This window comes from Bacillus sp. JAS24-2, assembly GCF_008274905.1.
Classification (GTDB): Bacteria; Bacillota; Bacilli; order Bacillales; family Bacillaceae_G; genus Bacillus_A; species Bacillus_A cereus.
The window spans coordinates 1-21,493 of record NZ_CP031069.1 but is presented as its reverse complement, the minus strand read 5'-3'; the positions used below and the strand labels follow the sequence as shown (position 1 = coordinate 21,493).

The window sequence follows — 21,493 nt, the reverse complement described above, 5'->3', positions numbered from 1 at the left end:
GAAAATAACTTTTGATAAAAATCTTAGTAGGTCCTTTTTTGGAAGAATTAGTTCTTGAACCACCCCCACTTCATTTAGAAGTGGGGGATTCCTAAGTAAAGAGTTCTATCGAATTCTAATTTATAAGACTATCGTCGCAGTTCTTGCAATTAGAAGCCTACTCGCTTCATCCTTCTTGTTAATAGCCCTTATCATGATATGTAGGACAAAAAGGGCAGTCCTATTTACGGAAGTTTAAATTTTTAACGTTTTTGTTTTGAAAGCCACATCAAAAATATAATTGGCTGGGGGTAAATGTTTTCGATACACCAGTGATTTATTTAAATTATATTCCAATATAGTTTGAAGCTGTGACCATGATATCTTACTAATTGCTTTTGCTAACTTATAATTCTTTAACAAATTTGATACTTACAAATCTTCTATATCAATAACTTGTATAAGGATTGAAGTAGCGGCAGGATAAATACATTTTCCTGGCATTTCTACATAGCCATCAAGTTTAGATGATTTTTTTGTATATAGTAAATAATTTATATTATTGTTGTTATATACAGAAAGGATAGTTTTTTTGCAATAGAATCGATATTTGGTTATTCTAAATAATATAATATTTACATAAAGTTATATTATTATTAATAAACGGTTGGTGGTGTTTACAATGATTAAAGGTATTAAAAATATTGAAACCAAGGAACCTATAAAAATGTTTTTATTTTTTCCTTGTATTATTCTTTTATTTGATAATATTTATCATTACTTGATTCTTGGAAAAAATTTTTCACTACAGAAATTTTTATTTGAACTAGGATTTTTAATTATTTTCATTTCATGTATTTTATATAATAAATATTTACAAAAAATAAATAAACAAGTTTTAACAAAATACATTTTTCTTGGTGTTAGTATCATTTATCTTCTTACCTATGATTTTATATTTACACGTAGCCCAAATACTTCTTTACACGTGCCTTATCTAGAGTGCTTCTTAGTAATTTCTTCACCTTTATTTTTAAGTATTCGTTTTCTCCTATGGGTCTCTATTTGTATGATATGTAGATTTCTAATCGCTATTTATTATTTTCACGTCAACTATCCAATAAAATTAGTATTATTGTTTATAACAATCATTATTACGTCATTTTTTGTATTTCTTTCATTAAAATTTTTAGTACAAAAAATAAAATCTTCTTATGAAAAACAAATGAAAGAAACAGCTTTATCGGTAATGAGAATAATGGAATTAAAGGATCCATATACGAAAGGACACAGTGAACGTGTAGCAAATTATGCTACTATGCTTGCAAAAGAAACAAATAAATATGATGATAATTATTTGAAAAAATTTCATTTTATTTGTTTATTACATGATATAGGTAAAATAGGTATTCCTGATGAAGTATTAAATAAAGCCTCTTCCCTTACTGAAGAAGAGTATAATATTATTAAGACACACCCACAATTAGGATTAGAAGTTTTCAAAAATATATCCTTAATAAAAGGCAGTGAAGCTATAATTCTTTCTCATCATGAAAGATGGGATGGAAATGGTTATCCTCAAAAATTAAGAGGAAATCAAATACCGTTATGTGCAAGAATTGTTGGGATAGCAGACGCATTCGACGCAATGACTTCATCAAGAGCATATCGTTCAGCTCTATCGCCTGAAGAAGCTTATAAACGTATTGTAGAAGGATCTGGTACACAATTTGATCCATCAATAGTAGAAGTTTTCAAAAAGGTATTTCCCTTATGGAAAAAAATGATTTCAAAGTCTGGTAGTTAAAAATTGATGCTTCAGATTAATTCAATAAAAATTTAAAATACATTTTGTGTAAAGGATTATGAGTTTTTCGGATATTACTTTAGGGATTCCAAGTGAGATAACTAATAATATGTTTAAAAAAAATAAAGTTAATTATTTAGATTGAGTTAGAAAAAAGCACCTTTTGAATGGTGCTTTTTTCTAATTCGATTTTAATTGTTAAAGAGGTATAAGGTGAAAAGGTATAGAGCACAAACCATTAAACAAGTATTAGAAAATATTAAGAAAAAGCATGTAAATATAATTATATAGGGGAGTTTCAAATAAGTTTTAATTTATATTTTCAGCAACAAGATCAGATTGAATGTTTAGTAACGAAACTACTTGCTGCATAGTAACATTTTGGAGGAATTCTTCCATTTTTTCCTGGGATTGAATAAGAATTAGTTCTAAAACCATATGTATACGTGCACCAACAGGACACCTTGGATTAGGATTTTCATGAAAAGAGAATAATTTATTTTTCTCAACAACTTCTACTGCACGATATACATCTAATAAAGTAATAAATTTAGGTTCTTTAAATAAATAGGTTCCATTTTTTCCTTGTGTAACGTGAACAATTCCTGCTTTTTTTAAGTATAATAATAACCTACGAATTACTACTGGATTACAATTTACACTTTTCGCTAAAAAGCTTGAGCTACAAAGGTATGATGGATCATTTTTTAATAAGCATAGAATATGCACTGCAATTGTAAAACGACTACTAATTTTCATAATTTAACACCACCTCAATGTAACCATTTTAGTTACATCATTAGAGGAAGTCAACAACCTCTTTTGAATTCTATTATTTTAGCTAGAAGAGTCCTACCTAAAAAATGAAAAGGTCGATAGCCTAACTTTAGGTGGGAGTTAGATATGGGGTTGTAGGAAGAAATAGGGTGCGAAAACTACGCTAGGCGGTTCCTAGGTAAAATAGAAGCGTACCAAGAGAGCATCCTAGTGTTGGACTTCTAAGGGCGGGGAATAACCCAAAGTAACGCTTTGGGAGACGACAGTTTACTTAGTTGTGGAACTGAGGAGCACCCACTTTAATTTTTGATAGATAGTGAATAATTCAGATTCAGCTTATATAATACCTATTAAATAATTCATAGAATATATAAAAATTAACTTTCGTAGGAGAAGCTAGTATATCCTAAAAAAATAAGCAAAATATAAAAGCTATTTAATATAAATTTTGATTTTATTTAAATGTAGCACTTATCATGGTGGAAGTGATTTTTACATAAACGGATTCAAAAAAATTTTGATAATTAATTCGCTAATGGTTTCCATGCCATCAAGCCAATATTATGTATTGCATGCAGAAAAAAATTTGTTAAAAGTTAGCAGAAAATTTATTTTCTAGAACATCCAAATTTTGAATTAGATAGGGATGCTTTCATTATTTGAATAGATTTTAAGCCCTTTTCTGCACTTTATCTTTACATTAATATAGTAATATCTGTATATGATTACGCTAAATATATTCGTAATAGAGATAGTGAAAAAATCCATATTAGCTAAAAATAGAAGGATAATTCTTTCTACAAAGATCAATTAATTAATGAGGGAGATAATACATGCAAAGAAACATTTTAATTGTGGAAGATGAAGATATTTTACGTGAAATTGTAAAAGATTATTTACTAAATGATGGATATGAGGTATTAGAGGCAACTGATGGAAAAGAAGCATTATCTATATTTGAAGAACATGAGGTTCATTTAATTATTCTAGATATTATGTTGCCAGAATTAGATGGTTGGTCAGTTTGTAGACGGATTCGTAAGACATCTAATGTGCCCATTATTATGCTTACAGCACGTGTAGATGAAGATGATACATTACTTGGATTTGAATTAGGAGCGGATGATTATGTTACAAAGCCATACAGTCCACCAATTTTATTAGCAAGAGCAAAGCGATTAATTGAAAGTCGATATTCCTCTGTCATTAGCGTAACTAATGAAGATATATTAATGAGTAGTGGTATTTATATACATTTTCCTTCACGTAACGTAACTATAGATAAGGAAGCTATAAATTTGACACACACGGAGTTTGAAATATTAACATATTTAATGCAAAATCAGGGGATTGTTATTACGAGAGAACAACTGATCACTAAAATATGGGGTTATGAATTTGCTGGGGATGATCGAACCATAAATAGTCATATTCGAAATTTACGTCATAAATTGGGGAAAAAGGCAAATCATATTGTAACAGTGGTAAGAGCTGGCTATAAATTTGAGGGAGACATATGAAAAAAGGAATTGTTTTAAAATTATTTGTATTAACAACAGCTTTATGCATGTTAATTTTAGCAACCATTTTTATTGGACAAACAATATTCTTTAAACAGTATTATGCGAATAGAAAAATAAATGATATGAAAACAAGTATGAAATCTTTCGAAAAAAAATACTTGAATAGTGAAGGTAATGTACAAGCTATTCAAAAGCTAGAACAAGAATTTTATCAAGAAAATAATGCATTAATTACAATATTAGATAGTAATGCCAATTTAAAATATACAAATGATTTTTATGTAGAAGTGAAAGTGGATAATTCTGATGAGAAAGATTTAGTTAATAAGGTGCTCACAATCCCTTTATACAATCTAATAAGTTTAGAAGATATTTCAAGCGAAAAATTACCAGTAGGAGCAAGAGTATATGGTTATGGAATAAATAAAAATTCTAATATGGTTCCTTATGAGTTGGGAAGAGAGAGAAGTGGATTGCTTTGGCAAAATAAGCAAATATCAATAAAAGTAGATGAAATTCTTTCAGAAGAAAAAGTAAGATTAAATGAGGCTCAAATGAAAGAGAAATCATCAATGTTTTCAAGTAAAGAACCTAATGAGATTGATAAAAACCATACTCCTACAGTTTTCTTTAATGGGGAAATTACTAAAATTAAAATACCTGATGGAAACGAGAAAACAACTACAATTTATACAAATGAATTATTTATGAAAAATATAAGAGAATTTCAAATGAATTTATTATTCGATGAACGTAAAAATCATCATGGTTCTTTCCAAATGCTTGATTATAAGAAAAATGACATAAAATATAAAGTATTAATATCACCGCTAAAAGAAAAAGATGGAGCAACAACATATATTTTCTTAATGGCATCCCTACAACCAGTTGATGAGGCTGTACAAATGGTGGAAGATTACTATGTATACATTTTTGCATTTGTAGTACTTCTTACTTTTCTAGCTTCTTTTTATTATTCCAAACAAATTGCAAAACCTTTATTACAAATCAACAATGTAACAAAAAGGATTGCGAACTTGGACTTTTCGGAAAAAATTCCAATTACATCAAAAGATGAGATTGGTGATTTATCTAAAAATATTAATACACTTTCGAATACATTACATTTGCATATTAATCAATTGCAAAAAGACATAGAGAAAGAAAAACAATTGGAGAATACACGTAAGGAATTTATTGCAGGTGTATCCCATGAGTTAAAAACACCTTTAAGTATTATGAAAAGTTGCATTTCAATTTTAAAAGATGGTGTCGCGAGCCATAAAAGAGATTATTATTTTGAAGCAATGGCAAAAGAAGTAGATAAGATGGATGTATTGATTGTTGATATGCTTCATTTGGCAAAATTTGAATCTGGAACATATAAGATGGATATGGATGTTTTCTTTATTGATCAATTAATCGAACAGATTTGTAATCAGTTATCTTTAGAAATAACAAAAAAGGAATTACAAGTTTATCAATGTCTTTCTAACGTTGAGGTTGTTGCTAATCGACATCGAATTGAACAGGTACTTACGAATTTTATTACAAATGCCATTCGTTATACACCAGAAAAAGAAAAAATTTTGATTTCTACAATACAAGAAAATTATCGTGTAAAGGTATGTGTAGAAAATAAAGATGCTCATATTCCAAAGGAACAACTAGAGAAGGTATGGGACAGATTTTATCGTGCAGATACTGCTCGCCAACGTTCAAAAGGAGGTACCGGTTTAGGACTGGCTATATCTAAAAATATTTTAGAACTACATGGTGTAGAATATGGTGTATGTAATACAAAAGATGGTGTATTATTCTTCTTCTATTTAAATAAAAAAAGCGAGTAGAAAGAATTTTCTACTCGCTTTTTTATTTGAATTTATTGTTAATCAGCATCATATGCCAGCTCTTTTTTTTGTAAAAAGTCTTCAATAAGCTTTGTTTTTTCTTTTACTTTTGTTGCGTACGTAAAATCACCATAACAATATGGATATCTAAAATTTTTTTTATTATCGCCACAGGTATACAGATCTGGATTTTGATCGACTTTCATTTTAGAAAATTCTTTAGCTAGCTTTTCTGAATGTTTTTTACTTTGTTGACCTGCAATAAATTCAATATATTTTGGGCCCATATTATAGCTTTGAATGATAGTATCCATTCCAACATCTTTCTCTATTCCATATTGATACATTTGGGCGAAGTGTTTTACACCTTGCTCAATGCTTAAGTTAACATCTTGAATTTCATTTCGCTTTAATTCAAGTGATTCAGAAGACTGCATTGGATCTTTACCTTCACCTCTACTTTCTTGATATATGATTCCTAATAAGGTTGTTGTTTTGTCACCTAAATTATATTTTTCTAACTCCTTTTCAATAATTGGTTTAAATTGCAATAAACGTTCTTCTATAGCGTAGCTCTGCTTTTGGTTAATATCGCTCAATAGATTACCAGAAAATAATCCGATGAGTGATATGAGAATAACAATACTACCAAAGAAGAATACTAACATTTTTTTACTCTTCATGTATTCTCTCACCTGTTCCTTCTAGGTGAAAATAGTAGCATAGGCAAGTAAAGATAAGATAAAGATAAAATGAATTTATTATGTATTGCCGGAGGAAATCTCTTTTATATGTGCATATTAAAAATTAGGAAGAAAGAAAATGAATAGCACTCATAATTTGAATAACACAACATCATGTATATGATGTTGTGTTATTCCTCGATATTCTTTAAGTTATTTTGATATAATCTGCATTTTATCTTTATTTATTTCTAGTAATCTCTTTTTTGTACAAAGAGGGTTAACGATAGTAAATCTAGCAATTAAACCCTGTTTTTCACATATAAATAATAGAGAAGGGATAGAAAAAATGTCGGAAAAAGTTAATGAGAAAAGGATTGAAATTTTGGACGAGTTCGTCAAAGAATCTGAACCAGAAGTAAACAATAAGGTTAAGAGCTTGGATTTTGAGGAAGGTCCTAAACAAGAACAAAGGAATTCTCAGAAGACTGGGCGTCTAGTAGTACTTGATGCAGTTCGTGGCTTAGCTGTAATAGGAATGTTTATACAGCACTTTGCCCTAAATGATATGAATGCTTCAATCGTATCTGGTAACACTACATTGTTATTTATACTTTGTGGAGGGATTTCTTACTCCATTATGGCTCGACGTACGAAAGAAAGAGGGCATGGGGCCACTACGTTCCGATCTAGAATGCTCGCACGTGCGGTGTTTATCGATATAATTGGGTATCTTCTTATTATGCTTAACACCCATGTCGGTGTGATCTTACCTGCCTATGCAGCACTGTTCGTACTGGCACTAGTTCTGGTTAATCGTTCAACACGTACACTCATTATAACAGCAAGTGCTCTAATTGTTGCGAGTCCACCTCTAATGATAATTGGAGAAAGTCTTTTGTCGAACTCATATCTTCTTAGAGATATAGGAGGCGGCCCTATGTCTGGGGTAGCACTAGCACCCGCTTTTGTCATAGGCATGGTCATTGGGCGAATTGACTTAACAAAGCGGCGCCCTGCATTTCTACTCATGTGCAATGGTTTGATTATACTGATCATAAGTAAGTTGTTGGCTATTTTTGTCCTTCCGGATCTCAGTCGATCCTTTGAGGGGTGGATCATAAGCGTTCAAGGTTCCGTTAGTACTCAGCCTGATCCAAATTCAATTTGGCCATTGAATGCCCAATCTCCAATGTGGCATACTCTTCTTTGGACAAATGCACACAGTGCATCAACATTTCAAACACTGACAGGGCTTGGGGCTGCATTTCTTGTGCTCGGGCTTGTATGTCTTGTACCGAGGAGGTTTTCCGTTGTATTGATGCCTTTCGAAAAGGTTGGCCGCGTAGCATTAACAATGTATGCAGCTCAGTTTGTGGTATTGTGGGGGCTTCAGCTGATAGGGATACAGCAGTATAGTCTGGAATTTCCGTTCGGGGATGTACTTGTTGCAACTGTCACACTGGTAGTTGGAGGAATAATTGTAAAACTTCCTGCTGGTCCGCTCGAAGCAATGATGCGACGTTTTGATCGTTTTTTTAGCGCCCCTCAACCAGCTAAGACAAAAATATTACGATAAATTATACCCGCTCCAAATAATATCTATGTAAATTCGAATGGAAATTGATAATTAAAACTACCACGACAAATCTGTTTCACAATTAAATATGATTTACACCCAAACAGCACTCTCTAATTTAATGGCGAGGTGCTGTTTTCTTTTTTATTTTTCTATCCTAATAAAAAACAGTGGTCACTAAATGTTTTAATCAGCTTGGACTTCTGCCTGGCTAAATGAAACTTTCTTTTTAACAATTTTAATATAAAAAATATTTAATAGAAACACAACATGTTAATTTCCTTTAATTTGCTAGCTGATGAAGCTAATCTAGTTAATTTATGAATGGATTTTTTTGGGGGCAGACCTTTCAGAAAAATCTGCCCTTTTTTTGAATGTGTGCATAGCTTCTATCGCTGATGAAATCCCCATAACAGGTCTTGAGGCTTTAAACCAAGTATCAAATGACTTCGTTTTTTTATTGAATGATAAACTTCTATAAGATTTTATGTTGAATTTCAATATTCTTTAACTAATTTCGACATAATCTGCATTTTATCTTTATCTCTTTTTAGTAATCTATTTTTTGTACAAAGCGTGGTCCTAATATTGAATCTTACAATTAACCTCCTGCTTTTTACGTATATATAATAGAGAAAGGATAGATAACGATGTCGGAAAACAGTAATAAAAATAGTGGAATGCGGGGAGTGTTCCTAACGATAATGATACTATTAACAACTTCTTTTCTTATGTTCTTTATAATAGGTAAGTTTGACTCCACTCCCGCAAAAGGAGCAAACCAAGAGGGGAAAAATAACCAAAGTATAATGTCACAATCTAAAGAGATAGAAAATACAAAACCACAAAGAGAAAAAAGAGCAGATGGAAAACCTGTAGGAAAAGTTGTTTATTTAACATTTGATGATGGTCCTAGTACTTTAACTGGAAAATTTTTAGATGTACTTAAAGAAAACGATGTAAAAGCAACATTTTTCATGCAGGGAAGTAATTTACAAAATGCAAGTTATCAGGAAAATGTAAAGCGAGCGGTAAAAGAAGGACACTATATCGGTGCACATAGTATGACGCATAATAGTGATAAATTATACAAGAATGGACAATTTGTTCCAGAAATGAAAGAAACATTATCCCTTATCAAAGAGATTACAGGTACAAACCCTAAGTTAGTACGTCCACCATATGGATCAGCACCAGGGCTGAAGAGTGAAGAAGTTCGTAATCAAATTGTAGAAGCTGGAATAAAAGTATGGGATTGGACAATTGACTCCTATGATTGGAAATTAAAGAATAATCCAAATGAAATTATAGAAAATGTAAAAAAATCTACAACAGAGGATGTTGAAGTAGTTTTAATGCATGAAAAACCTCAAACATTAGCAGTGCTTCCAGAAATTATAAAGTTTTATAAAGAAAAAGGTTATGAATTTGGTGTATATAATGATGCTGATCATTTTCACCTGAATTTCCAAAAAGATCATCGTCTATAAAATATAATTTAGCAATGGAACGTCACAGTGAACTTGAATTTATTATTTGAAAATCGCCTTATTTCTGAACGTAATAAGTTATTGAATTATATTGATAAATATTCAGTATATGTAAACATAACCTTGTTAATTATTTAGTAGATTATCTTACAAAAGTGTAAGGGTACTGTAATTGACTTTACTAATAGGTGTAACTATAATGGTTACACGGAGTTGGGTTTATTAAATTTTCATTATTTCAAAATAAAGTGAATTACTAAAACCCTACATTCATAATTTGTTTTTTGTTCCCTTTATGCGTGATATTTACTAACTAACTATATTTAAAGGTGAGGTATTTTAAATTTGAATATTTTATCTAATTCACAAAAATGATTTGTCGTAAATTTAATCCCCAACTCCCCATAATAAAATTTTAGAGGTGTTATATTCTATGAAAAATAAATTAATTGCAGCAGGAATTATTACAGGAACTTTATTATCATATTCATCCAATATATTTGCCGATACCCTGAGATTCCCAGATGTACCCAAATGGGCAGAACAGTCGGTTAATTATCTAGTGGATAAACATGTTATTAATGGCCTACCTAATGGCACGTTTGGATCATATGAATTATTAGACAGAGCTTCTGCAACCACAATTATAACAAGAGCGTTAGGAATAAATATAAACTCAAGTGAAAAGCCTTCATTTAAAGATGCACAAAATCATTGGGGAGCACCTTATATCGCTGCAGCAGAAAAAGCAGGGATAGTTAAAGGAATAGGCAATGGTCTATTTAATCCATCGGGTAAGGTTACTCGTGCAGAAATGGCGACAATGCTTGTGAATGCATATAAATTGCAAAGCCCAGCAAAAAGTGAAAAGAAAACTATATTTAATGATTTAAAAGGACACTGGGGTGAAAAATATGCAAGTATTTTAATTGATTTAGGAATTTCTAAAGGTACTGATAATGGTTGGCAACCAGATAAATTAGTGACTCGTGTAGAAGCTGCACAACTAACTGCTAAAGCCGATGCGCTTCAAAATAGAAGTGGAGGAAACCTTAATAGTTCGAAAGAAAAAATTTCAAACAAAAAAGAAGAGTATATGGATGGGGTAGTAAGTTCTATTATTAGAGAGGCAAATGGAGACTACATCAAGGTAAATTATAATGATAATAATGGAAAAAATCATTCTGTTTACGTTTGGGCACCAAAAAAACATGATTTTGAAGAAGGAGATACAGTAAAGGTTAGCAAGGTTGGGAATTATGGGGAAACCGTCTATCATAAAAGGTTTGGATATCAAACAACCCAGTATGATAATGCCAAATCTAAAGAATTAACTGATTCACAGCAAGTTCTTTTAGAAAAACAGTATCAAAAGGAAATGGGTACTGTTATAGAAAAAAATGAAGATCACCTTACATTATCGAACGGAAATTTAACTATTGAAGCTTTTGTATCTGATAATGTACTTAAAGGGGTAAATGTGGGTGATACCGTGAATGTATATGCCCCTGATTTCGGCCCTTCTACGATGATTAATGCACCACTTGTTGCTAGGAATGCAATTATTCAAAAAATAGGAGAGAAAAACTTTTTGGAAAAACAGTATCAAAAGGAAACGGGTACTGTCATAGAAAAAAATGAAGATTATCTTACAGTATCAAACGGAAATTTAACTATTGAAGCTTCTGTGTCTGATAATGTACTTAAAGAGGTAAATGTGGGTGATACCGTGAATGTATATGCTCCTGATTTCGGCCCTTCTATGATGATTAATGCACCACTTATTGCTAGGGATGCAATTATTCAGAAAATATAAAGCCAAGAAAAAACTTCAAAAGTTAATGAGGAAAAAATGAAGACTTTGTAATAGGTGAAATATCTAATGCAGAAAAGTCTCACGTCTCTGTACAATATATTAATAATAAATATGATTTTTGATATTAAAATAAAAAGGGTTTTAACTAAATATAGTTATCTAATGTATGAAAAGGATATAAATTATGAAAATTAGTATTAGCTTAACAGTTGCGTTACAAATTTTATCTATTCTAAAAAAAAATCCATTAACTTCATATGATTCGGAATTTATCGGGAGAAATCTAAGTATTCATCCTAAAATTATCCGTGGTATATTATTATGTCTAAGAGATACAGGGATAATTCATAACAATCATAAGGTGGAGGGATGGTATTTAATCAAAGATGTAAATCGTATCACATTACTGGATGTTTATCGTTCAGTATGCAAAGTAGAAGGGGAAATCTGTTCACCTCATGAAAATTTAAAGTTTAACTGTCCTATAGGTGCAAATATACAATTTATATTAGAAATTATTCTTATTCAAGCACAAGATGAAATGGAACAAATACTGGAAAATGTAACAATCGGAAAATTAATTTCAACACCAAACAATGAAAATGAGAATTTTAAATGAATTTCCTATTATATGTTTTAAAGTTTTAGTTGTAAATTTCAAAGTAATTTTCATATTTTTAGAAACAGTATTTGAACAATATCCGGATAGGAATCCAGATTAAAAGGTGCATATATCTAGAGATTGAAAACTGACCAACCTGTAACTAACCAAGTTACAGGTTGGTTGTTAAATACTAATTGGATTAACCTATTTAAAAATAGAATGGAGAGAACATAGATATGAAAAAAATAATGTTAACAGGTATATTAAGTTTAGGAACTCTAATGACAGTAAATCTCCCTGGATTAGATTACATAACCGTACATGCAGCCGGTCCTTCTAAAATTGCCGTTACAGATTTCAGTTATTCACAGCAAGTTCTTTTAGAAAAACAGTATCAAAAGGAAATGGGTACTGTCATAGAAAAAAATGAAGACCACCTTACATTATCAAACGGAAATCTAACTATTAAAGCTTTTGTATCTGATAATGTACTTAAAGAGGTAAATGTGGGTGATACCGTGAATGTATATGCCCCTGATTTCGGCCCTTCTATGATGATTAATGCACCACTTATTGCTAGGGATGCAATTATTCAAAAAATTGGAGAGAAAAACTTTTTGGAAAAACAGTATCAAACGGAAACGGGTACTGTCATAGAAAAAAATGAAGATTATCTTACAGTATCAAACGGAAATTTAACTATTGAAGCTTCTGTGTCTGATAATGTACTTAAAGAGGTAAATGTGGGTGATACTGTGAATGTATATGCCCCTGATTTCGGCCCTTCTATGATGATTAATGCACCACTTATTGCTAGGGATGCAATTATTCAGAAAATTGACAACCAAGAAAAAACTTCAAAAGTTAATGAGGAAAAAAATGAAGATTTTATAATTGGTACAGTTATGACTTCAGCGGAATATTTTGTTACTGTAGAATATAAAAATATGGAAGGGAAATCAGAGTTAATTGATATTGATTTTTCAAAAGATCATAACTTTAAGCAAGGAGATAAAGTTAAAGTAACTGATAAAGGGAAATGGGAACATCGAAAAATTGGATTGCACAATGTAACCTCAGCTTCAGAAGATTCTATTTCAAAAATTAATGAGGAAAAAAATGAAGACTTTATAATTGGTACAGTTATGACTTCAGCGGAATATTTTGTTACTGTAGAATATAAAAATATGGAAGGGAAATCAGAGTTAGTTGATGTTGATTTTTCAAAAGGTCATAACTTTAAGCAAGGAGATAAAGTTAAAGTAACTAATAAAGGGAAATGGGAACATCGAAAAATTGGATTGCACAATGTAACTTCAGCTTCAGAAGATTCTATTTCAAAAATTAATGAGAAACAAAAATAAATAAATTCAACTTGGTATCTAAAAGGAATACAAAAGTTGTTTAACTATTATTTACTGTAAATCAAACGACTATATATGATAAATTGGTCCAGACTTATCCCTTAGGAAAGTCTGGACTTTTTGAGTTGTTTTTATCATTTCTACTCTAACTAATATATACATATGGATTTTTTTGTTTTCTCATTCATAAAGTGAGTGAGTTTAATTGTATATCGGCCATTATAGTATAAAATGATACTTTTCTATGGGATGCGATTGCTGTAGATTTAAAATAAAATTCGATTATTTATAATAAAGATTGATAATTTTTAATAAAAATTGATAAAAGAACCTGTGTTGATATGATCTTAGGGTCATCCAAATTGCGTGACCTTATTGATAAAAATAAATGGGTTAATCATTAGACACTTTTATTGAAAGGAGAGAGAATTATGTTTTTTATTGCATATTTGCCTATTTTTCTGTACTTATTATTAGAATTTTATAGAAGCTCACCTGTTAAAGAAAAAAAACAAAATAGTGGTTCTAGTTTTTTTATCGGAGCAGTTTTAGCCTTGATGATAACCATTTCAGAGATTATGTATTTCTTTACAATAAATAAGGTTAATTCATTTCTGTTTTTTGGTGTTATTGTTGGGCTAATTGGTGTATGGATTAGATTTTCTTCAATGAATACATTAGGGCGATTTTACAGTAGGAACGTCGGAATGCAGGGGGAACATAAGTTAATTCAAAGCGGTCTGTATAAATATATTCGTCATCCTGGTTATTTAGGTTCTTTTCTGACCTTTTTAGGGTTTGCTATATCTTCATCTTCGTTCATTGCCATTATCATAAATATCTTTTTATTTTTCCTTGCGTATTCGTATCGTATAAAAGTTGAAGAGAGAACTCTTGATACACTATTTGGTGAACAATATAAACAATATCAGTCCAAGACTTGGCGAATTATTCCGTTTCTATACTAGAAATTATAGGAGAAAGTTCAAAATAAGTTACTAAAGTCATTTTTCCTTATTCAGTTAACGGGTGCGTTAGTTCCAAAAAATAAGCTGATTCCTATCTGTTGTTCTAATTTTTGTTATTCCATTGAAGGGCGCAATTGTTGAACAACATAAGTAGAAATGATCAAACTTTTTTATAAAAACCAAACTTAAATCTGCTAGAGAAGAATCCATTTTGATCAATCTTGATATGCTCCCCATTAGGTAGACAGATAAAAAATAAAAATCTGTTTATCTAAGGGGAGTATTTTTTATGGCTAGAATGAAATATTCTAAAGCTGAAAAATTGGCGATTTTAGCTCTTTATAAAGATGGTCATCATTCAATAGCTGACATTACGGCAAAGTTTTCTGTTGATCCTGGGACGATTAGAGATTGGAAAAGAAGGTATGAAGTGAATGGTGAAGACGGCCTAGAAGAAGCACTTTCTTGGAAGCGTTACTCAAAAGAGCTAAAGTTAGCAGCCGTCAATGATTATCTATCAGGACACGATTCGTTAAACAAGATTATCCAAAAATACAATATATCCAGTACTGCGGTTTTGAGAAAATGGATTAAAAAGTATAATAGTCATAGAGAACTAAATGATACCGGTAAAGGAATGACAAACTCTATGACAAGTAGAAGAAAAACAACGTTAGAAGAACGAATTCAAATTGTGAATTACTGTATACAACATCAGAAAAACTATCAGCTCACAGCCGAAAGTTATGAAGTTTCTTATCAACAAGTATATCAATGGGTCAAGAAGTTTGAAGCGAATGGTGAAGAAGCACTACAAGATAAACGCGGTCGAAAGAAAGAAGAATATGAATTAACAGCTGAAGAAAAGTTTAAACTGGAAATGAAACGTTTAGAACGAGAAAATGAACGATTACGTGCAGAAAATGCTTTTTTAAAAAAGTTAGAAGAACTCGAAAGGAGGCGTCGTTAACAAGCGTTCGTCTACAAAATAAATATAGAGCGATTCAAGATTTACATGCGAATGAAAATTTGCCAGTAATCCTTTTATGTGAAATTGCCGGTGTATCTCGTGCTGCTTATTATAAATGGCTACAGCGTACGCCAACAGCTAGAGAATTAGAGAATGAAGCAATTCTTCTGGATATTCAAGCTATTTATGCACGAGTAGAAGGCATTTATGGGTACCGAAGAATGAAATTAAATATTAATAGAATATATCATAAAAAGTTTAATCACAAACGCATTTATCGCTTAATGCACATTGCTGGATTACAGTCCGTGATTCGTCGGAAAAGAAAGCGCTATGTTCCCTCAACTGCGCAATATGTCGCTGAAAATCGACTAAATCGTGAATTTACTGCAAGCAAACCCAATGAAAAATGGGTAACAGATGTCACGGAGTTCAAATTAGGAAACGGAAGGAAAACGTATTTAAGCGCCATTTTAGATCTTTATGATGGGTCTATTATTAGTTATGTATTGGGACATTCAAACAATAATAAATTGGTATTTCAAACATTGGATCAAGCTATCACTATATTAAAAGAGAATGAACATCCATTGATTCATAGTGATCGAGGGTATCAATATACGTCACATGGGTTTAAGAGAAAGATAGAAAAAGCAAAAATGATTCATAGCATGTCACGTGTAGGAAAATGTATAGATAATGGACCAATGGAATCGTTTTGGGGGACGTTGAAGTGTGAAAAGTATTACCTACATAAGTATGAGACATTTGAAGCGTTACAACAAGCGATAGATAATTATATCCAGTTTTACAATAATGAACGTTACCAAGAAAAATTAAACGGCTTAAGCCCATTAGAATATAGGGTTCAAGCCGCTTAAAGTGTTTTTTATTATTTCCACTGTCTACTTGACAGGGAGCTGTTCACATCTTTTTCAAAATGGATTCTTTTTATTTACCGTAAAATACAGATTAACACGATACTTTTAATCAAACTTTATTTTAAAGTTACAATTGCCTAACTACCACTAGAGAATCGTACAAATCCAATATATATTAACCTCCGAGATTGGGATAGAAAAACCTGCTATGACGGCATATCTCTTATGGACATTAGAGTTAATCCAATAGACTATGGAAAAGCAAACGCTACCGTTCAAATTCCATAGTGTACGACCATTAGTGAAAGATTTATATTGATATAAGTTAATAGATAAAGACGTGCTTCCTCTATATCGATTTACCAGTAAGTTTGCCACTGTTGGAAGCACAACTTTTCCATGAGTTAATTATTAACCTATATGCTTACCAAGTATTTTATCAATGTATTTGTGGAATAATGTTTGATCAAATTGATACTATTAACTATGATAAATGAACAAAAAGAAAGAACCTGGGAGTTTTTTTCGATTTTTTTAACCGATTGATGCTATAGCCGTCTCGCCCGAACCGAAATCGAACGCACTCACCTTAACATAACCTACATCCTGTGCGATTGGGATGAGGGCAAACCATCTTCCTTCAGAATCACTGGAAACCTTGCTTGGAATGCCCTCTGGCTGAAAAGCGCCTGAAGGGTGAAACTTTAACTCATGATTGATGAGAACAGTCTGATTTGGCTCGAAACCCACTCCCCTGACATCGATATAACGCTGACTACTTGGTTTGGGTTGGATGCTTATTGACGGGTTTGGAAATCCACGGTGTGGAAGAATGAATTGAAAACCTTGAGCATTATGCGCCCCTCCCGCAGGGCAGAGACCTTTTATGCTAGGATCGCCGTTGAAGAATATTCCCGAGCACTTATCGCAAAATCGCCAACCTGGTTGTCCTACCGTGTCTGGTACATCGTGGGGAAGGACGAATTGAAAACCTTGAGCATTATGCGTCCCTCCCGCAGGACAGCGACCTTTTATGTTGAAATCGCCGTTGAAGAACAACCCCCAGCATCTATTGCAAAATCGCCAACCCGGTTGTCCTACCGTATCCGGCGCATCGTGGGGTAAATAGAAAACAAAACCTAGAGCATGATGAGCCCCTCCCGCAGGGCAGTGACCCTTTATTTTTGGATCGCCGTTGAAGAACAACCCCCAGCACTTATCACAAAATCGCCAACCCGGTTGTCCGATTAAACGAAACCTGTCATATTGTTGCGATAGCTGAGGATCAGAAGCTATTCCTTTTCTGTAAAATTCTTCGCTCATTTTATCTCCTCCTTTTTATTGGATAGTTCCCTAAATAGTGTATTAAATAGCCTACTTTTGGTGCGTTTCTCTATAAAAGTTAGGTTTAATGGCGAAGAATAAATGTATTCCTCATTTATTGTGCAAAAATACGCCTATTTAACTCTGCTCGTTTCACTTCAAGTCGTATCATCTTTTGTATAGCAACTTCAGACAAAGCATTTGGCGCATCCTTTTCATACACCCAACGATACGTACCTCGATTAAAATCAAATGTCACAAATAGAGGGTTGTCTGTGTGTTGTCTAGGCCTTACGGGTTCCAAAATAATCGTGTAATATTTGTAAAGTTGCTGTGTATCTTCCGTAGTTAAAGAGACAGACCTAGTTGATCCCATCTTCCCCAGGTACAATTAAGGTATTCCTAGCAAATTGTATATGGCTCATATTAAGTGATATAAGCTCTCGTAAAGACAAACCGTAATTTACTATTAAATTAGTTATACAAGCGTTTCTATCCATAATTAGGTGCCTATATTTAGTTTGTCTTTCTGTTAATCCCTTTATTGAGCGTATCGTTTGTTTTAAATGATTTTCCTCCGATTCGGTAATAAAATCTTTATCACTTAGTGATTGATTAGAAATTAAGGAGAGATGAAAATCATCTAATGGACTATCTAGCCCTAAAAACATGTTCAATTAATTTAAAAGCACCCATATTCTATGCCTTGTTTTCTGGGAATATTTACGCTTGTTTTCTAGCTCATAGAAATACTCCTGATAATTTTCTGTAGGTAGTTCACTCCATAATTTGATATGTATGAGTTTCTCATTTGCTCTTAGCCACTTATAAAAATCTTTAATATCGTAGGCATAACGTTCAATCGTGGATTGCTTACGTCCTTTTTCTGTTAAATAAGCAGAAAAGATTGCTAATATTTCTTCTAAATTAATCTTCTCGTTCATTATAATCACCTAATTTCTTAGGATATATTATAAAAGAAATAGGCTGAAGACCTGCTACCGCTCTTTGCTACGCACGGTTGCTGGCATATCCAAAACGCAAACGGACAAACAACCCTTTGCGTTTTGGATATGTTGATTATTATTTATAAAGCAAAATAAATAGAGCTATCATAATACTCCAAAAAGGCACCACAAAAACTAATCCCCAAAGAATTCCTTTAAAAAATCTAATTTCGTTATAGGTATTCATTTTTATGTAAGTCGAATCTTTTAGTATAGCCATGCTCAATCCTCCCAATATAAATTGTTTATTAAAATGAAAAAAGGACAAACCTAGTCCTGGTAGGGATACATAGGTTTGTCCTTTTGTATGTGGGTAATGATCTGTTTATTTAACATCATTATAACTTAATTTACAAATATTTTCAATTAGGTCAGACATCTTATTAACAATCATACTAGTAATAATAAAATCTATTATAAATATATATCTTATATATTAAAAAGAAATAAAGATAAAACTATTATAGGTTATCAAAAATAGGGGAAAGATCTACTCCCACAAGGGAAAATTTGATGTCGGAACGTAAAAAATCATAAATAGTAGAAAATGTATCCGGAAATTCAATGATTATTAGACTATCAATTCTACAAAAAAGCATAAAGGGAATCACATGTTTCTACATGAAATCGGAAAGAAATTGATACAAATCACTTTATATTTATCCAACTATAGAAATAGGCTTTATTTTCTTTATTTTGTAAAATACAGCAGTATCTAGCGTTCAATTATCCACATTTTGTTCAGAAAATGTAGTTATTTGTTAACATTACACAGTATTTGCACATAACTCACATTATTATTGATGATTTTTATTAGATAAATACAACAACATTAGTAATTACAATGATTATAGAAAGATTATATTCACATTGAACCATATTTGTCCGCATATCCACTATTTTTATAATTTTCCTTTTGATTTTTTGTAGGTATTATAAGATAGGTTTTAATAGATTAGAAGAATAATTCCTGGTGTTATGTGGAGAGTTATATATTGCTAGAATTGAATTTGTATAGAATTGCATAAAAAAAGACTCCATTTTATATGAAGTCCTGTCGATTTGGTATTTATAAGTAGAGTAGTAGAAAAGGGGTGTTAATGAAACAAACACGAATAGCCCTCCACTTTCGATTTTTTCAAAAATAGAGAGCTCATTACTATTATTTTATTTCCATTTCGTTTAGCACCTGATCTGGAGCTGTTATTGTTACTCCAGCACGTACTAAACGTTCGAAGGTACGCATAAACTCTAGTAAATTAAACTGCTTTGGTAGTTCAATAACACGAAGTTTTTCTTGTGGCAGCTTATCAATTGCCTCGATAAACCATTCACGTACATCACTTGGAATCGTGCGTTCTTTATGACCACGAACTTTTAGTTTTTCACGCATTTCAATTTCTAAAGCGATATATGCATGGAGATTAACACCCTGATCATATGCATATTTTCTAAATAACGTTTCTTCCTGGTATTTTAGATAATTACGGTGATAAGACTCTTCCGTCACTGGTACCGCAAACTTCTGCTTCAGTAGTGCATGCACATTCTTAAACATCTTCTTAATGTTGTGAAGAGAGTACATAGAATAATGTAAACCAAAATTAAAGATAGCTTGCTCACGGTCACTATTTCTCTCTTTTGGTATGTGCTGCGCAATAAGAGGGTAGATACCTTCTTTTGCTGCAGTCTCGAGAATTTGATATTGTGATGTTTGATGCAATAGTTTTTTCAATGTATATACAAGTTTTGTAGGGTATCCTTCTTTGCGATCAACCATATCACGAAGGCCACGAACTACACTACGAATCTGACGATGACAAGTATGCTTTAATACATGAATGAATTTATTCATGTCTGCAGATAGTTCACCGATATTCATCTCTTGTAGGATTGCTTCGATAAACTTCGCTTTACGTGCATAGGTAGCTTTTGGTGTAAATGGATCCCTATGTTGTTCTTCTCCAGCTTCTTTCGAACATAAGAAGTCTGAATGGATAGACAGATATAGTGTCGTATATCGTTTTGTATGCTTTACACCCTTTTGCATTTTACAAATTTTGAATAGGGGATTCCCTGTACATGGTAATGCAGTTGTTAATTCCTCGATAACCGCACGAATCTGATGCGGATATTTTTTATGTAAGAAACGATACATCCCACCGAAGTGAGTTTTGTTTCCTCTTTCGTCTTGCTTGTCCAAAGAACGCTTTAATGTTGTTTCTGTATGTTGTTGCATCGCAATGTCTAAGAATAATTTCTTAGCCGCTACAGATAGTTTAAAGAAAGCCTTTGTAAATACAACAGGACTAATATATACGTATGGATTTGCTTTTTCTGTTTCCTCGTTCATAAAATGAGTCAGTTTGATTGTATATCGGCCATCTAAGCCATTTTCAATAGAGATAATGTTATGTAAGCTTAACTTTTTCAAAGCGATATAGAATTGAGAATGCTGAATGTATGCAAGCTCTTCTTTATATTGCTTGTAATCTTCCCACATCATATGTATTGTTACATTGGGAATAACACCATTAGTAAAGCATTTCTTATGTAGATATAAGAACACTTCTAGATCTGCATTTGTAATGCCGTATAATTTATGCTTCCTTCCCGCTTTTTCTGCAAGTGTAGACATTGCGCGACGTGAAAAAGATGGTTTAGCTTTTTCGACAAAGCCTTCTACGTCAGCAATGCGATCTTCGTATGTCATGTGCTGCAGAATATCTTCCAAATATGTATCTTTATAGCTGTAGTATTTCTCCTCAAATGCTTCCACAAGCTTTTGCCAAGATTTTAGTGTTACTAAAACTGCGTTTGTTGTTTCCCCATTTAAGCTACGTTGATTACGTATCACAAATGATTTCCCCAT

15 protein-coding genes and 3 pseudogenes are annotated in these 21,493 nt (G+C 32.0%); 11 read left to right on the top strand and 7 right to left on the bottom strand.

The features are described 5' to 3' along the window. Positions 1-120: 120 nt before the first annotated feature. Positions 121-435: pseudogene (locus DN407_RS32305) on the bottom strand (IS200/IS605 family element RNA-guided endonuclease TnpB); the annotation flags it as partial. A gap of 226 nt (positions 436-661) precedes the next feature. Here DN407_RS32305 and DN407_RS27210 point away from each other — a divergent pair. Further along, positions 662-1,786, top strand: a complete 1,125-nt coding sequence (locus DN407_RS27210; RefSeq protein ID WP_149216785.1) for an HD-GYP domain-containing protein — start codon at positions 662-664, stop codon at positions 1,784-1,786. Between the two features lie 309 nt (positions 1,787-2,095). Here the strand turns inward: DN407_RS27210 and DN407_RS27205 are convergent, their stop codons facing one another. Next, complete coding sequence (locus tag DN407_RS27205) at positions 2,096-2,545, bottom strand: Rrf2 family transcriptional regulator (RefSeq protein ID WP_149216784.1); 450 nt, start codon at positions 2,543-2,545, stop codon at positions 2,096-2,098. Positions 2,546-3,396: 851 nt separating this feature from the next. On the opposite strand from DN407_RS27205, the gene DN407_RS27200 reads away from it, so the two are divergent. Next, positions 3,397-4,083, top strand: a complete 687-nt coding sequence (locus tag DN407_RS27200; protein ID WP_149216783.1) for a response regulator transcription factor — start codon at positions 3,397-3,399, stop codon at positions 4,081-4,083. Next, positions 4,080-5,936 carry a sensor histidine kinase gene (locus DN407_RS27195; RefSeq protein ID WP_149216782.1) on the top strand — a complete coding sequence of 619 codons (1,857 nt, stop codon included), beginning with the start codon at positions 4,080-4,082 and terminating at the stop codon, positions 5,934-5,936. Before DN407_RS27200 ends, DN407_RS27195 begins: the two co-directional genes overlap by 4 nt. A 38-nt stretch (positions 5,937-5,974) precedes the next feature. Here DN407_RS27195 and DN407_RS27190 read toward each other — a convergent pair whose 3' ends face one another. Next, entirely contained in the window at positions 5,975-6,619 is a 645-nt protein-coding gene (locus tag DN407_RS27190; RefSeq protein WP_149216781.1) for a lysozyme family protein, read from the bottom strand. A gap of 349 nt (positions 6,620-6,968) precedes the next feature. On the opposite strand from DN407_RS27190, the gene DN407_RS27185 reads away from it, so the two are divergent. The 8 genes and pseudogenes from DN407_RS27185 to DN407_RS32300 all read left to right on the top strand — a co-directional run. Continuing rightward, the gene (locus DN407_RS27185; RefSeq protein ID WP_149216780.1) at positions 6,969-8,198 is read left to right on the top strand and encodes a DUF418 domain-containing protein; all 1,230 of its coding nucleotides are present in this window, start codon (positions 6,969-6,971) and stop codon (positions 8,196-8,198) included. A gap of 680 nt (positions 8,199-8,878) precedes the next feature. Then, complete coding sequence (locus DN407_RS27180; protein WP_481748648.1) at positions 8,879-9,688, top strand: polysaccharide deacetylase family protein; 810 nt, start codon at positions 8,879-8,881, stop codon at positions 9,686-9,688. Positions 9,689-10,121: 433 nt separating this feature from the next. Next, the gene (locus tag DN407_RS27175; RefSeq protein WP_149216778.1) at positions 10,122-11,504 is read left to right on the top strand and encodes an S-layer homology domain-containing protein; all 1,383 of its coding nucleotides are present in this window, start codon (positions 10,122-10,124) and stop codon (positions 11,502-11,504) included. A 184-nt stretch (positions 11,505-11,688) separates the two neighbouring features. After that, on the top strand, positions 11,689-12,123 hold the full coding sequence (locus tag DN407_RS27170; protein ID WP_149216777.1) for an Rrf2 family transcriptional regulator: 435 nt from the start codon (positions 11,689-11,691) through the stop codon (positions 12,121-12,123). A 221-nt stretch (positions 12,124-12,344) separates the two neighbouring features. Beyond that, the gene (locus DN407_RS27165) at positions 12,345-13,472 is read left to right on the top strand and encodes a hypothetical protein (RefSeq protein ID WP_149216776.1); all 1,128 of its coding nucleotides are present in this window, start codon (positions 12,345-12,347) and stop codon (positions 13,470-13,472) included. A gap of 431 nt (positions 13,473-13,903) precedes the next feature. Further along, entirely contained in the window at positions 13,904-14,440 is a 537-nt protein-coding gene (locus DN407_RS27160) for a methyltransferase family protein (RefSeq protein WP_149216775.1), read from the top strand. A gap of 289 nt (positions 14,441-14,729) precedes the next feature. Beyond that, a protein-coding gene (locus tag DN407_RS27155) for an IS3 family transposase (protein WP_149216774.1) occupies positions 14,730-16,291 on the top strand; the annotation gives its coding sequence in 2 pieces (ribosomal slippage) (positions 14,730-15,363 and positions 15,363-16,291; 1,563 coding nt in all). Between the two features lie 141 nt (positions 16,292-16,432). Continuing rightward, a pseudogene (locus DN407_RS32300) lies at positions 16,433-16,607 on the top strand (phosphoadenosine phosphosulfate reductase); the annotation flags it as partial. Between the two features lie 218 nt (positions 16,608-16,825). Here DN407_RS32300 and DN407_RS27150 read toward each other — a convergent pair. The 4 genes and pseudogenes from DN407_RS27150 to DN407_RS27130 form a co-directional block, all read right to left on the bottom strand. After that, positions 16,826-17,614 (bottom strand): hypothetical protein, encoded by a 789-nt coding sequence (locus DN407_RS27150; protein ID WP_149216773.1) that lies wholly within the window; start codon positions 17,612-17,614, stop codon positions 16,826-16,828. 118 nt (positions 17,615-17,732) lie between these two features. Further along, positions 17,733-18,558: pseudogene (locus DN407_RS32295) on the bottom strand (site-specific integrase); the annotation flags it as partial. 139 nt (positions 18,559-18,697) lie between these two features. Next, positions 18,698-18,841, bottom strand: coding sequence for a hypothetical protein (locus DN407_RS31765; RefSeq protein WP_179955835.1), 144 nt, complete (start codon positions 18,839-18,841; stop codon positions 18,698-18,700). Between the two features lie 942 nt (positions 18,842-19,783). Beyond that, a complete protein-coding gene (locus tag DN407_RS27130; RefSeq protein ID WP_149216770.1) occupies positions 19,784-21,493 on the bottom strand; it encodes a hypothetical protein in 1,710 nt (569 codons plus the stop codon).

Excerpts from the sequence above, each read along its gene's own strand:
- DN407_RS27130 (WP_149216770.1), bottom strand. The coding sequence starts at position 21,493 with ATGGGGAAATCATTTGTGATACGTAATCAACGTAGCTTAAATGGGGAA.
- DN407_RS27165 (WP_149216776.1), top strand. The coding sequence starts at position 12,345 with ATGAAAAAAATAATGTTAACAGGTATATTAAGTTTAGGAACTCTAATG.
- DN407_RS27210 (WP_149216785.1), top strand. The coding sequence starts at position 662 with ATGATTAAAGGTATTAAAAATATTGAAACCAAGGAACCTATAAAAATG.
- DN407_RS27195 (WP_149216782.1), top strand. The coding sequence starts at position 4,080 with ATGAAAAAAGGAATTGTTTTAAAATTATTTGTATTAACAACAGCTTTA.
- DN407_RS27190 (WP_149216781.1), bottom strand. The coding sequence starts at position 6,619 with ATGAAGAGTAAAAAAATGTTAGTATTCTTCTTTGGTAGTATTGTTATT.
- DN407_RS27200 (WP_149216783.1), top strand. The coding sequence starts at position 3,397 with ATGCAAAGAAACATTTTAATTGTGGAAGATGAAGATATTTTACGTGAA.
- DN407_RS27150 (WP_149216773.1), bottom strand. The coding sequence starts at position 17,614 with ATGAGCGAAGAATTTTACAGAAAAGGAATAGCTTCTGATCCTCAGCTA.
- DN407_RS27185 (WP_149216780.1), top strand. The coding sequence starts at position 6,969 with ATGTCGGAAAAAGTTAATGAGAAAAGGATTGAAATTTTGGACGAGTTC.
- DN407_RS27160 (WP_149216775.1), top strand. The coding sequence starts at position 13,904 with ATGTTTTTTATTGCATATTTGCCTATTTTTCTGTACTTATTATTAGAA.
- DN407_RS31765 (WP_179955835.1), bottom strand. The coding sequence starts at position 18,841 with ATGGCTATACTAAAAGATTCGACTTACATAAAAATGAATACCTATAAC.
- DN407_RS27175 (WP_149216778.1), top strand. The coding sequence starts at position 10,122 with ATGAAAAATAAATTAATTGCAGCAGGAATTATTACAGGAACTTTATTA.
- DN407_RS27170 (WP_149216777.1), top strand. The coding sequence starts at position 11,689 with ATGAAAATTAGTATTAGCTTAACAGTTGCGTTACAAATTTTATCTATT.
- DN407_RS27205 (WP_149216784.1), bottom strand. The coding sequence starts at position 2,545 with ATGAAAATTAGTAGTCGTTTTACAATTGCAGTGCATATTCTATGCTTA.
- DN407_RS27180 (WP_481748648.1), top strand. The coding sequence starts at position 8,879 with ATGCGGGGAGTGTTCCTAACGATAATGATACTATTAACAACTTCTTTT.